8 protein-coding genes are annotated in these 13,666 nt (G+C 55.9%); all 8 read left to right on the plus strand.

All coding sequences use genetic code 11. The features are described from left to right. The first annotated feature begins 9 nt into the window (after positions 1-9). The 8 genes from ACIKP9_RS08195 (at position 10) to ACIKP9_RS08230 (ending at position 13,510) form a co-directional block, all read left to right on the plus strand. A complete protein-coding gene (locus ACIKP9_RS08195) occupies positions 10-1,428 on the plus strand; it encodes an alginate export family protein (RefSeq protein WP_400881359.1) in 1,419 nt (472 codons plus the stop codon). A gap of 70 nt (positions 1,429-1,498) precedes the next feature. After that, the gene (locus ACIKP9_RS08200; protein ID WP_400881361.1) at positions 1,499-2,215 is read left to right on the plus strand and encodes a type IV pili methyl-accepting chemotaxis transducer N-terminal domain-containing protein; all 717 of its coding nucleotides are present in this window, start codon (positions 1,499-1,501) and stop codon (positions 2,213-2,215) included. Positions 2,216-2,237: 22 nt separating this feature from the next. Then, entirely contained in the window at positions 2,238-2,990 is a 753-nt protein-coding gene (gene cobA, locus ACIKP9_RS08205) for a uroporphyrinogen-III C-methyltransferase (protein WP_400881363.1), read from the plus strand. 43 nt (positions 2,991-3,033) lie between these two features. After that, positions 3,034-4,245 carry a nitrate/nitrite transporter gene (locus tag ACIKP9_RS08210; protein WP_400881365.1) on the plus strand — a complete coding sequence of 404 codons (1,212 nt, stop codon included), beginning with the start codon at positions 3,034-3,036 and terminating at the stop codon, positions 4,243-4,245. Positions 4,246-4,256: 11 nt separating this feature from the next. Then, positions 4,257-5,951: a protein kinase domain-containing protein gene (locus ACIKP9_RS08215; RefSeq protein WP_400881367.1), complete on the plus strand. Its 1,695-nt coding sequence runs from the start codon at positions 4,257-4,259 to the stop codon at positions 5,949-5,951. A 402-nt stretch (positions 5,952-6,353) separates the two neighbouring features. Next, positions 6,354-8,918, plus strand: a complete 2,565-nt coding sequence (gene nirB, locus ACIKP9_RS08220; protein ID WP_400881369.1) for a nitrite reductase large subunit NirB — start codon at positions 6,354-6,356, stop codon at positions 8,916-8,918. Positions 8,919-8,935: 17 nt separating this feature from the next. After that, positions 8,936-9,337, plus strand: a complete 402-nt coding sequence (nirD, locus tag ACIKP9_RS08225) for a nitrite reductase small subunit NirD (protein ID WP_400881371.1) — start codon at positions 8,936-8,938, stop codon at positions 9,335-9,337. A gap of 12 nt (positions 9,338-9,349) precedes the next feature. Then, a complete protein-coding gene (locus tag ACIKP9_RS08230; RefSeq protein WP_400881373.1) occupies positions 9,350-13,510 on the plus strand; it encodes a sulfite reductase subunit alpha in 4,161 nt (1,386 codons plus the stop codon). Positions 13,511-13,666 lie beyond the last annotated feature (156 nt).

A 13,666-nucleotide genomic window follows, 5' to 3' on the forward strand; every position in this document is an offset into this window, starting at 1 on the left:
GAGCAACACATGCAAAGTAATGCGAGATTCGCCCTGCGTCAAGCCTGCTACGGCAGCCTGCTGGGCTTGGCCATTGCCTCCATTCCCACGGTACAGGCGGAAGAAGCCTTGCCGGAATACACTTTCCTGGATGCGATCAAGACTGGCAAAAACCTCACCAGCTTCCGCTTGCGCTATGAGAATGTAGAACAAGACGGTAACGCACCGACTGGCCAACCGCTCAAGGATGCCAACGGCCTCACCCTGCGTAGCCTGATTGGCTGGCAGACCGCGCCGTATCACAACTTCAGCTTTGCTGGGCAGATCATCGACGTCAGCAAATTCCAGGATGATTTCAACGACAGCACCAATGGTACACGTATCAACAGTGTCTCCAACCAACCCGACAAGCTGGATTACGCCAAAATCGTTGACCCGGACAATACAGGTATCAACCAGCTCTATGTTGACTGGACTGGCATCAAGAACAACCGTGTGCGTCTGGGCCGCCAGCAGATCAATCTCGACAACGTGCGTTTCATCGGTGATATCGCCTTCCGCCAGGTCATGCAGGTGTTTGATGGTGTCACACTGCTCAACAAGTCATTGCCAGATACGGAAATCTACCTTGGCCACATTGAACGCGTGAAGCAGATCACCACCAAGGTACGCTCGGATGGTGCACTGGAAATCGCCAACGTCAAATACCGTATTTCACCGACAGAGTCACTGGTTGGCTATGGCTATTTCTCCAGCTTCGACGACCTCGGCTTTGGTCGTGCCTGGTTTGGCAATGCAGCCGGCACTGGCGGGATTGCCGCAGGCAAGAACGGCAATATCAACCAGGAAGCCGACCAGGGTAATAAGGTGTTAGGTGTGCGCCTGGATGGTGTACATATCTTCACACCAGACTGGAAGGGCCTCTACACAGCCGAATACGCCAAGCAAACCGACTACCGCGGTGGCGATTCGCGCATTGATGCCCACTACTACAAGCTGGGTGGCGGTGCGGCCTATGGGAACTTCAGCCTGCGTGCGGACCAGGAGCTGCTCTCCAGCAACAATGGTCGCTATGCCTTCCAGACACCTTTCGGCACCAATCACCTGTTCCAGGGCTGGGTAGACAAGTTCCTCACCACACCGCTGGAAGGCATCAAGGATACCTTTGTCACTGCCACCTACAAGGTTGGCGATTTCCTGTTTTTTGCCGATTACCACCTGATCAAATCCGATGAGCACTTCAACACTGTCGGCGGTGGCTTTGGCGACAAATACGGGACAGAGTGGAATGCGGCCGTCACCTATAACGTCAATCCGCATCTGATGACCAAGCTGGAGTATGGCAAGTTTTCCGAGAAGGATCAGTACACCGCCTTGCCTGGCAACAATGCGGGCGGACGGGTACGAGATACGGAAAAAGTCTGGCTAACCCTGATGTATACCTTCTGATGAGCACAGCAAACTAAAGAAATGCCGGGGCCTCATGCCCCGGCATACATAAAGAATCGAGATTGATTTCATGCTATCCGCATTACGACAACACCAGCCACCACCTGATGCCCCCAAGGCCATCAGCACCGAGATTTTCAGCTCGCTGATCAACCTCGCCGGTAGGCAACGTATGTTGTCGCAACGCATCATTCTCAACACCATGCTTTCCAGCCTGGGGCACGAAGATGCGCTCGACATTGCACAAGAAGCACTGACCTTGTTCGCCAGCACCCATGCGGATCTCGTCGAAGGCAACAAACACCTCCCGGGGATTTTTTCTCCTGCCCTGGAGCAGGCCTATTTCGGCGAGAACAATGCAGATGCCACCATCAGGCGCTTTATTCAGGATGCCCGTCAGGCTTTGCAAATAACAGATGAAGCACACAGCTTATCCCAAGTGCAGCTAGACCGACTGGGCAAATACGCCACGCCATTGGTCACCCTGCTCAACCAGATTACCCAGATTTATGAAGCCGAAGCCAGGCAGCATGCAAACCAACACAAGAAACAGCAGCAGGAGTTGATGGAAAACATCCAGCAGATCACCAAGCAAGCCAAGATCGTCTCGGTCAATGCCAAGATCATTGCTGCCAGGGCAGGCAATGCAGGGAGAGAATTCTCCGTGGTGGCCGGCGTGCTGGCCAACATCACCAATGAGCTAGATGAGTTGATTGAAAGCAGTCAAGAACAGTGGCTACTAAGCCCCAAAGACCACAGCGTAATGCAGTTTTCCTATAGTAGATAACATCAGTGCAGGCAGAGTAAACATGACAGGAAAAGTATATTTGATAGGTGCAGGCCCTGGCGATCCAGACCTCATGACATTAAAGGCCATCAAGGCATTGCAGGCAGCGGATGTTGTCCTGCTGGACGACCTCGTCAATCGCGAGATACTGCAGCATGCGCCACAAGCGCGCGTTATTGAAGTCGGCAAGCGTGGTGGCTGCAAATCTACGCCGCAGCACTTTATCAACCGCATGATGGTAGCGCTGGCTGAACAAGGCCAGACAGTCGCCCGTCTCAAAGGCGGAGACCCTTTCCTGTTTGGGCGCGGCGGTGAAGAAATGCTGGAGCTGCGTCATGCAGGCATCCCGGTTGATGTCATTCCCGGTATCACCAGCGGCATTGCGGTTCCCGCCACTATCGGGATCCCCGTCACCCATCGCGCCTATACCCATGGCGTCAGTTTTGTCACCGGGCACTTGCAGGATGGCGAGCACAGCCAAAACTGGAAAGCGCTGGCAGAGAGCGGCACCACGCTGGTGATTTACATGGGCATGAAGCACCTGCACCGTATCGTCAGTGAATTACTCTCGGCAGGCATGTCACCCACAACGCCTGTGGCAGCGATCCAGAACGGCTCCCTCCCTGAGCAACAGCATGTCATCAGTGCACTGGAACACTTGCCCATGGCAGTACAACAAGCTGGCCTCGCCAGCCCAGCCATCATTGTCGTGGGGGAGGTCGTGCACCTGGCCCATGGCAAGGAGCTGCTGGATTCCATCTCAATAGCAGCCTAAGCTGGTATTTTGCATCACAAGTATTGATCTAAAAGGAAATAACATGAAACAAAGCTTCTGGCAGGCAGGCCATAAACCGACGCTCTTCTCTGCCTTTCTTTACTTCGATCTTAGCTTTATGGTCTGGGTGCTGCTTGGCCCACTGGCGGTACAGATTGCAGGCGACCTGGGCCTCTCCCCTGCGCAAAAAGGCATGATGGTAGCAACACCAGTATTGACTGGCGCGTTGCTGCGCTTGGTCATGGGCATCCTGGTTGACCAGATACAGCCCAAGAGGGCGGGCATGATTGGCCAGATCATTGTGATTGCCGCCTTGGCATTCGCCTGGCTTAATGACATCCATAGTTATCAACAGGCCCTGACCCTCGGCGTATTCCTCGGCGTAGCGGGTGCCTCCTTTGCCGTGGCGCTGCCACTGGCCTCGCGCTGGTATCCGCCAGAACACCAAGGCACCGCCCTGGGCATCGCCGGTGCCGGGAATTCCGGTACTGCCATGGCTGCCTTGTTTGCCCCCGGCCTGGCATTGGCATTTGGCTGGAGCAATGTGTTTGGCCTCGCCTTGATTCCACTGATCATCACACTCGTGCTCTACACCATACTGGCCAAAGATGCGCCCAATCCACCAGCCTCCAAGTCGCTGACCGAATATTTCAAGGTATTGCAGGACAAGGATGCTTGGTGGTTCATGTTCTTCTACAGTGTCACTTTTGGTGGCTTTGTCGGCATGGCATCCTCGCTCACCATCTATTTTAATGACCAATACGGGCTTGACCCGGTTCATGCGGGCTACTTCACAGCAGCCTGCGTGTTTGCCGGCTCACTGGTACGCCCGATCGGCGGCAACCTGGCTGACCGTATCGGCGGCATCCGCACACTCAGCACGATGTATGTCATTGCGGCAGCCTTCCTGCTCATCCTCAGCCTGGGCCTCAAGACCCAATTGACCGGCCTGCTGGTCGTCATCTGCGCCATGATTGCCCTGGGTATGGGTAACGGTGCGGTCTTCCAGCTAGTGCCCCAACGCTTCCGCAAGGAAATTGGTGTCATGACCGGCCTGATCGGGATGGCTGGTGGCATTGGTGGCTTCTATCTCGCTTCCAGCCTGGGCTACTCCAAGCAGCTCACAGGCAGCTACCAGGTTGGCCTGAGCATCTTCGCTGGCCTTGCTATCATTGCACTGGTCGGCCTCACCTTCGTCAAGCAGCGCTGGCGCACCACCTGGGGCTCAGCTGCGGTCACCAGCGCAAAGATATAAAGGCTTAACACATGGCATTGATGTTCCAGACGGGATCGAGCTCACTGACAGGTCAACGCGAGCGCAATGAAGACTTTGTCAGCATGGTCACACCCGCTGGCAGCACCCTTAAGCTTAAGGGTGCAATCTTTGCCGTTGCCGATGGCGTGAGTGGTAACGCAGGTGGACGCGAAGCGGCAGAAATGACGGTACGCAGCCTGTTGACCGACTTTTACGCTACCCCGGATACTTGGGAAATCCCGGCAGCCCTGGATAAGGTAATTAGTGCTGCCAATCGCTGGGTACTCGCGCAAGCCATGCAGCATCGTGAGATGGCGGGTATGGCCACGACCCTGACAGTCCTGGTGCTACGTGGGCAACGCTACTTTGCAGCCCATGTCGGCGATAGCCGCTTGTATCGCCTGCGTGATGGCAAGCTGGAATGCCTGACCACGGATCATGTCTGGGACAGGCCCGATATGCGCCATGTGCTCAAGCGCGCGGTCGGGCTAGACCAGCAGCTCAGTGTGGACTATGCCGAAGGGGTGTTACAGGCTGGGGATCGCTTTGCATTAATGAGCGATGGTATCTGGTCGGCATTGCCAGAACACCGCCTGCAACAATTGATGCAGCCCTACGCCCCACCACAGGCCATGGCCGATGCAATGACGCGTGAAGCCCTGCAGGCAGGTGGCAGTGACAATGCCAGTGTCGTCGTTGTGCAGGTGGAAGCCCTTGGCGAAGACACACTGACTGACTTCCTTGCCGAGAGCCGCGAACTCAAGCCACCAACCAAGTTGAAGGCAGGCGATAGCATTGATCAATTCGAGGTCATGGAAATATTGCATCAATCGCGAGCGACCTTGGTCTACAAGGTCCGCCATCGCGACAGCGGGCAATTATGGGTGCTAAAAACCCTGCAACCCGTATTGGCGGATGACCTGCAAAGCTGCTCGGCACTACTCAATGAAGAGTGGCTGGCCAAGCGCATGAGCTCCCAATACCTGCCACAAGTCTTGCCTCTGGAGGCCGACCAGCGCAGTCACTTGTACTACGTCATGAGTTGGCATGAAGGTGCCACGCTACAGCAGCGCCTGCAACATGGGCACCATTTCACCACGGCAGGCATTACCCGCATCGGGCAGGAAATGCTGCGCGGGCTGGGTGCATTGCACCGCATGCATGTGCTGCACCGTGATATCAAGCCTGCCAACCTGCATATGGGCAAGGATGGCCGCTTGCGCCTGCTTGACCTTGGCGTTGCCTCTAGCGGCCATGTCTCGATGCAGGACACCATGCCCAACCCCGGCACACCTAGCTATATGGCTCCAGAGTTGTTTGAGCATGCAGAGGCCAGCGTGGCGAGCGATCTCTATGCCGCAGGTGTCACGCTGTATCACCTGCTGACACGCAAATACCCCTACGGCGAGATTGAGCCTTTTCAACATCCGCGTTTTGGCGAACCAGTGCCGCCCACGCGCTACCGCCCGGATATTCCCGGTTGGCTGGAAAACATCATCCTCAAGGCCGTGGCGCGTAACCCGGCAGCACGCTTCGAGACTGCAGAAGAAATGCTACTCGCCCTGGAACTCGGTGAAAGCCGCCCCATTGTGCCCGTGCAACGAACCCCATTGGTATCACGCGCAGGCTTGCAGCAATGGCAATGGCTGGCCGTATGCTCATTGCTGATAAATGCCGTCTTGATCTACCTGCTGATCATCTCCTGAAACCAGCCAGACTCAGAGAAAGCATCCATTGCGCACCAACATGGAGCAAGAATTCCATATCGGTGCACAACCACCCTGCTACCACGCCGCCCCATAAACCCTGCCAATACAATGGATTAAAGCAATATCAACCACATTAAGAAAGTTGGTATGGGTTTTGCATAGGTTAAAGCAAAACCCTGTTCACATAAGACAGGTACTTGATGAACATACTGGGTTTTCCTTGCGAAAACCCACTCTAACGGACAACGGCGTCCATTACTTGCAGCAAACTGCCCAGGCAGTTGCTATGCAGGTGATGGACGCCGTTTTTGTTTTTTAGCTTGCGAACAGGAAAGCATGGCGGCATTCAGAAACAGAGTGCGCCAAGACAGCTTTCCAACTTGATGGGAAAACATGAACATGACTGAACTCACCCGCATCGTTGTCGTTGGCAATGGCATGGTTGGCCACTATTTTGTGCAGGAGCTGGTCAAACGCCACACCGACCTGGCCGCAGCCGGGCTGCAAGTGACCGTGCTGGGCGAAGAACCACGCCCAGCCTATGATCGCGTACACCTTTCCAGCTTTTTCTCCGGCAGCAGTGCCGAAGACCTGTCATTGGTCGAACCCGGCTTCTATGACAAGCCAGGCCTTGAGCTGCGGCTCAATGCCAGGGCTGCCTCCATAAACCGTGCCCAGCGCACCGTCACCCTGACCGATGGCGTTATCTTGTCTTACGACAAACTGGTACTCGCCACCGGCTCTGTGCCATTCGTACCGCCTGTGCCCGGGCGTGATCGCGATAATTGCTTTGTCTATCGCACCATTGAAGACCTCGAAGCAATGACCGCAGCTGGCAAGACCGCCAAAAGCGGTGTTGTCGTCGGTGGTGGCCTGCTCGGGCTGGAATGCGCCAAGGCACTACGCGACATGGGCCTGAAAACCCATGTAGTCGAGTTTGCGCCACGCCTGATGGCGGTACAGGTAGATGAAGCTGGTGGACGCGTGCTGCGCACCAAGATCGAAGAGCTGGGTGTGCATGTACACACCAGCCGCAACACGGTGGAAATCACCAATGGCGCCACAGCCCGCCACCGCATGGTGTTCTTTGACGAAACCTGGCTGGAAACCGACATGATTGTCTTCTCTGCCGGTATCCGCCCACGCGACGAGTTGGCGCGCGAATCAGGCCTGGCGATTGGCCCTCGCGGCGGTGTCGCGATCGACGATTTCTGCCGCTCCAGTGACCACAATATCTACGCTATCGGCGAATGTGCCAGCTGGAACAGCCAAATGTATGGCCTGGTTGCCCCCGGTTACGACATGGCACGCGTGGCATGTGCCCACCTCGCCAATGACACTGCCACCAGCTTCCAGGGTGCCGACATGAGTACCAAGCTCAAGCTGATGGGCGTAGATGTCGCCAGTGTCGGCGATGCACACGGAGAAACCCACGGTGCACGCAGCTACCAATACCTGGACGAAGTGCGCAACATCTACAAGAAAATCGTCATCAGCGAAGACGGCAAGAAGCTGCTTGGCGCTGTGTTGATCGGCAATGCCGATGAATACGGCACCTTGCAGCAAATGACCGTCAATGAAATGCCATTGCCGGAAAACCCTGAGTTCCTCATCCTGCCCGCGAGCGGTGGCAAGGAAAAACCAGGCCTGGGCGTTGATGCCCTGCCCGACAGCGCCGTCATGTGCTCATGCAACAATGTTACCAAGGGTGCCATTGGCGAAGCAGTTGCCAACGGTGCCTGCTCCATTGGCGAGATCAAGGCTTGCACCAAGGCAGGCACAGCCTGTGGTGGGTGCGTACCCCTGGTGACGCAAGTCATGAAAGCCCAGATGGTGAAGCTAGGCATGACAGTGAACAACCACTTATGCGAACACTTCCCTTACTCGCGTCAGGAGCTTTACCACCTGGTACGCGTTGGCCAGATCAAGACTTTCGACGAACTGCTGGAAAAACATGGCAAGGGGCTGGGCTGCGACATCTGCAAGCCGACAGCCGCCAGCATTCTTGCCTCCTGCTGGAATGATTTCGTGCTCAAGAAAGACCTGGCTTCGCTGCAGGACTCCAACGACTACTTCCTCGGCAATATCCAGAAAGATGGCAGCTATTCCGTCGTGCCGCGCATGCCAGGCGGCGAAGTCACGCCTGATGGCCTCATCGCTATTGGCCAGATTGCCAAGAAATATGGCCTCTACACAAAGGTCACCGGTGGTGCGCGTGTCGATATGTTCGGCGCACGCGTCGAACAACTCCCCAATATCTGGGAAGAGCTGATCGCCGCTGGCTTTGAATCCGGCCATGCCTACGGCAAATCACTGCGTACCGTGAAAAGTTGCGTCGGCTCTACCTGGTGCCGCTATGGCGTGGACGACAGCGTGGGCCTCGCCGTGCAATTGGAAAACCGCTACAAGGGCTTGCGCGCACCGCACAAGATCAAGTTCGGCGTATCAGGCTGCACGCGCGAATGTGCCGAGGCACAAGGCAAGGATGTCGGCGTGATCGCCACCGAGAATGGCTGGAACCTCTATGTCTGCGGCAACGGCGGCATGAAGCCGCGCCATGCTGAACTGCTCGCCAGCGATCTCAGCAAAGAAGACTTGATCCGCATGATAGACCGCTTCCTGATGTTCTACATCCGCACGGCAGACCGCCTGCAACGCACCAGCACTTGGCGCGACAACCTGGAAGGTGGGCTGGACTACCTCAAGGATGTGGTCATTAACGACTCCCTGGGGCTGAGTGAAGAGCTGGAAGCCCAGATGCAACACGTTGTCGACCACTATCAGGACGAATGGAAAACCGCCGTAACCGATCCCGAGGTGCGCAAGCGCTTCCGCAGCTTCATCAACAGCACCACTGGCGACAGCAATATCGTCTTCGTGCCGGAGCGCGAACAAATGCGCCCCGCCACAGTGGAAGAAAAACGTCAGGCCAAGATCATCCCAGTGCTGGCACTGGCTGAGTAATCAATGGAGTACAAAGTATGAGTCAATTACAACAATCCGCTTTTTCCCCAGCGACAAGTGGGCAGCAAATGTCCATGTCCGCAGCAGAAACCGGCACTTGGCACATGGTGTGCGCACTGGAGGATATCTGGCCGAACACTGGCGTGTGCGCCCTGCTGGCGGGCAGGCAGATCGCGATTTTCCGCATGAAGGGCGATGCCTTATATGCACTGGATAACCACGACCCACATAGCGACGCCAACGTAATTTCACGTGGCTTAGTCGGCGACTTGGGTGGAGAGCCTGTGGTGGCCTCGCCCATCTACAAGCACCACTACCAATTGCGTAGCGGTGTGTGTGTGGAAGATGCCAATACGCAGCTCAACACCTATGCCGTCGAGGTGCGTGCGGGCATGATCTGGGTGCAACTCCTCGCCTAAGCAGAGCAAACGATGGCGACGACTAAAGTCAAATCGGTCTGTCCTTACTGCGGTGTTGGCTGCGGTATTGTCATGGAAGTGCAGGACAAGCGCATTATCAAGGTGGTAGGCGACAAGGAACATCCCACCAACTTTGGCCGCCTGTGCACCAAAGGCAACACCTGCGCCCAGGCGATCACCGAATCAGGGCGGCTAGAGCAAGCGTTCATGCGACAAGATCGTCAGCAGGAACCTTCCCGCACCGATATGCAAGTCGCCATCAAGGAAACCGCTCGCCGCCTGCGCGATATCCTCGACACTCACGGCCCGGATTCGATTGCCTTGTATGTGTCAGGGCAAATGTCGATTGAGTCGCAATATCTAGCCAACAAACTGATCAAAGGCTATATCGGCAGCAACAACATCGAGTCAAACTCCAGGCTGTGCATGGCAAGCGCTGGGAGTGGGTACAAACTTTCACTAGGCTCCGATGGCCCGCCAGGCTCTTATGAGGACTTTGACCAGGCGGATGTCTTTTTCGTCATCGGTGCCAACATGGCCGACTGCCACCCCATCCTGTTCCTACGCATGATGGATAGAGTCAAGGCAGGTGCCAAGTTGATCGTGGTTGATCCGCGCCGCAATGCCACGGCAGACAAAGCCGACCTGTTTATGCAGATCCGGCCAGGTACTGACCTCGCCCTGCTCAACGGCTTGCTGTACCTATTGCACAAAAACGGCCATACCGACCCCGGCTTCATGGCTGAATTCACTGAAGGCTGGGAAGCCATGCCTGCCTTCCTGGAAGATTACACACCAGAAAAAGTGGCTGACATCACTGGGCTGACAGCATCTGATATTCGCCAGGCAGCCGATTGGATAGGCCGGGCCAAGAACTGGATGAGCTGCTGGACCATGGGGCTCAATCAAAGCACTCACGGCACCTGGCACACGAATGCGATCTGCAACCTGCACCTCGCCACTGGCGCTATCTGCCGACCGGGCAGCGGCCCCTTTTCACTCACAGGCCAACCCAATGCGATGGGTGGCCGCGAAATGGGCTACATGGGGCCAGGCCTGCCTGGGCAACGCTCAGTCCTGGTCGAACAAGACCGTACCTTCATGGAGCAACTGTGGGGCATTCCGGCAGGCACCCTGCATACTCGTTCTGCGGGCGGCACCATCGCCATGTTTGAGCAGATGAAAGTCGGCAAGATCAAGGCCTGCTGGATTATCTGCACCAACCCGATCGCCAGTGTCGCCAACCGCCAGAACGTCATCGAGGCACTAAAAAAAGCCGAACTGGTGATTACCCAGGATGCCTACCTCGATACCGAGACCAATCGCTATGCCGATATTCTGCTCCCGGGCGCACTCTGGGCCGAGGCAGAAGGCGTGATGATCAACTCAGAACGCAACATGACCTTGATGCAGCAAGCCGTGCCTCCGCCTGGTGATGCCATGCCAGATTGGGAGATCATCGCGCGTATTGCTTGCGAAATGGGCTATAGCGATGGCTTTAGCTATACATCGGCTGCCGAGGTATTTGATGAAATCCGCCAGGTATCCAACAGCAAGACCGGTTACGACATCCGTGGTGTAAGCCACCAGCGCCTGCGCGACACTCCACTGCAATGGCCCTGCCCGCCTGACAGTGACACGGATCGCCACCCGATGCGCTACATCAATGATGGCGTCAGCCAAGTGCTCAAGCAACAGGCGGATGGCAGCACGCCTCGTATCGCTTTTGCCACGGAAAGCGGCAAAGCCATGTTTTTTGCCAGGCCCTACCTACCCCCAGCAGAAATGCCAACCGCGGCTTTCCCCTTGGTGCTCAATACGGGTCGCCTGCAACATCAATGGCACACCATGACCAAGACCGGCAAGATCCCGACATTGAACAAGCTGAACCCCAGCCCCTTCGTGGAAATCCACCCTGAAGATGCCATCGCACTTGGCATACAAGACAAGGATCATGTGGAAATCCGCTCGCAGCGTGGCCGGGCCGTGCTGCCAGCCATCGTCACCCCGCGGGTGCTGCATGGCAATTGCTTTGCCCCATTCCACTGGAATGATGTGTTTGGTGATGACCTTGCCATCAATGCCGTCACCAGTGATGCCATCGACCCACTGTCACAACAGCCAGAATTCAAGTTCAGTGCCGTGGCCCTGGCAAAGGTCGCCAAGGCTGCCGTCCCGGCATCTAGTGACAGCACAACTCGTGATACATCTGCCGACATCCCCCCAGGCACAAGCAACAAGAAGGAAATCGCCATGAAAGATATTGATGCCCTGGCTGCATTACTCGGCCTCGACCAGGCACCTGCCCTGACCCTCACAGCGGAAGAGCAACGCTATCTGCAAGGCTATATTACCGGCCTGCGCAGCGAGCCTTCCCGTCAGGCTGGCGGTGTACCCACCATTCCCTCCACCGCACCATTACAGGCAGAAAAACGTACACTGATTGATGGCATCCTGGCCGGCATGTTCGCCAGGACATGGATTAACACTGATCAGGCTACAGACGCTATCCCAGCGATAGCCAAGCCCAAGCTCAGCATTTTGTGGGCATCACAAACCGGTAATGCAGAATCCTTTGCCGGGAAATGTGCCGAGCAACTACGTGCGACAGGCTGGGATGTCAGCCTACACAGCATGGATGAGAGCAAGCCTGCTCTCCTGGCGCAAACCACGCATGTACTCCTGCTCGCCAGTACATTCGGCGATGGCGATCCGCCAGATAACGCTGCCCAGTTCTGGTCTGCATTACAGGCAGAACAAATCGACCTGTCTATGCTGCACTATGCTGTCTTGGCATTTGGCGATTCCAACTACGATCAATTCTGCGGTTTTGGGCGCAAGCTAGATGAACGCCTAGTGGCCTTGGGGGCAAAGCCGCTGACAGCACGTGTGGATTGCGAACCGGAATACGAAGAACCAGCACAAGCTTGGCTCCACCATGTCCTCAAGGCCCTGACACCCCAGCAAGCCAATCAGCAGGTCGCCAGCAAACAGGCCGCAATGGCAACAACTGCAGACAATACCCTGCCTGAAGATGCTGCGCCTGCAATAGCCTCCAGCTATTCACGCCAACATCCCTTCCATGCAAAACTAGTGATGAATAATTGCCTGAATGCCGAAGGTTCGGAAAAGGAAGTGCGGCAATTTGGCTTTGACCTTAGCAATAGCGATTTCACCTACGAGGCAGGTGATGCACTGGGAGTCTGGCCGACCAATGCCCCACAGCTGGTAGGCGATATATTGGCCGCATTACAACTGAATCCCTCGATCAAGGTAGAGATTAAGGATCACGGCAGCATGCCCTTGGTGGAAGCGCTGTCACATCATTACGACATTACCCGCATTACTCCGGAACTACTGCAGTTTATCAGCGCCCGCTCAAAAAGCGCGGCACTGGGCAGCTTGCTTGACGATGCCCACAAAGCAGAACTCAAGCAATGGCTGTGGGGTAAACAGTTTCTCGATCTGGTGGAAGCTTACCCAGTCAAGGCAGAGGCCAGCGAATGGCTGGCCATATTGAAGCGTTTGCAACCACGGCTCTACTCCATCTCATCCAGCCCCAAGCATACGCCCGACCAAGTACAGCTCACCGTATCCGTGGTGCGATATGGTAGCCAGCAGGCACCCCGTGGTGGTGTTTGCTCGACTTTCCTCGCAGACCGTGCGGCCAATGGCTCCGTACCCATTTTCCTGCAAAAATCCGCTCATTTCCGCCCACCAAAAAATCCTGAGACGCCTCTGATCATGGTTGGCCCAGGCACTGGCATTGCGCCATTTCGTGCCTTCCTGCAAGAACGTCAAGCGATGGGTGCCACCGGCAAAAACTGGCTCTTCTTCGGCGAGCAACATGCGGCTACCGACTTCTATTACCAAGACGAATTGCATGGCATGCAGCAATCCGGCTTCTTGCGACTCGATACCGCCTTCTCACGCGACCAAGCTGAGAAAATCTACGTACAGCATCGCATGCTGGAACATGGCGCGGAGCTATGGCAATGGCTGGAGCAAGGCGCACATTTCTGCGTTTGCGGCGATGCCAGCCGCATGGCCAAGGATGTCGATGCTGCCCTTAAGCACATCGTGCAGACCCATGGCAACATGAGCGCAGAAGCCGCAGCGCAATATGTCAGCAAGATGGCGCAGGACAAGCGCTATGTGCGGGATGTGTATTAACACTCAGTACCGATGTTGAAAAATGTCGTGCCTGGCTACTAGCTACGCTAGGCACGACACTATCAAGACGCTTTCCTCCCGGCAAATACATTAAGATTGCCCCACTCCCTCTTCAGTTAAAGGAACCATCCACCTTGCGTGCATGTCATTCCTGAC

The sequence above is a fragment of the Methylobacillus methanolivorans genome, from assembly GCF_044751345.1.
GTDB classification, from domain to species: domain Bacteria; phylum Pseudomonadota; class Gammaproteobacteria; order Burkholderiales; family Methylophilaceae; genus Methylobacillus; species Methylobacillus methanolivorans.

What these genes read in the sequence shown, in the direction of transcription:
- nirB (WP_400881369.1), top strand. Translation starts at nt 6,354, where the DNA reads ATGACTGAACTCACCCGCATCGTTGTCGTTGGCAATGGCATGGTTGGC.
- ACIKP9_RS08215 (WP_400881367.1), top strand. Translation starts at nt 4,257, where the DNA reads ATGGCATTGATGTTCCAGACGGGATCGAGCTCACTGACAGGTCAACGC.
- cobA (WP_400881363.1), top strand. Translation starts at nt 2,238, where the DNA reads ATGACAGGAAAAGTATATTTGATAGGTGCAGGCCCTGGCGATCCAGAC.
- nirD (WP_400881371.1), top strand. Translation starts at nt 8,936, where the DNA reads ATGAGTCAATTACAACAATCCGCTTTTTCCCCAGCGACAAGTGGGCAG.
- ACIKP9_RS08210 (WP_400881365.1), top strand. Translation starts at nt 3,034, where the DNA reads ATGAAACAAAGCTTCTGGCAGGCAGGCCATAAACCGACGCTCTTCTCT.
- ACIKP9_RS08195 (WP_400881359.1), top strand. Translation starts at nt 10, where the DNA reads ATGCAAAGTAATGCGAGATTCGCCCTGCGTCAAGCCTGCTACGGCAGC.
- ACIKP9_RS08200 (WP_400881361.1), top strand. Translation starts at nt 1,499, where the DNA reads ATGCTATCCGCATTACGACAACACCAGCCACCACCTGATGCCCCCAAG.
- ACIKP9_RS08230 (WP_400881373.1), top strand. Translation starts at nt 9,350, where the DNA reads ATGGCGACGACTAAAGTCAAATCGGTCTGTCCTTACTGCGGTGTTGGC.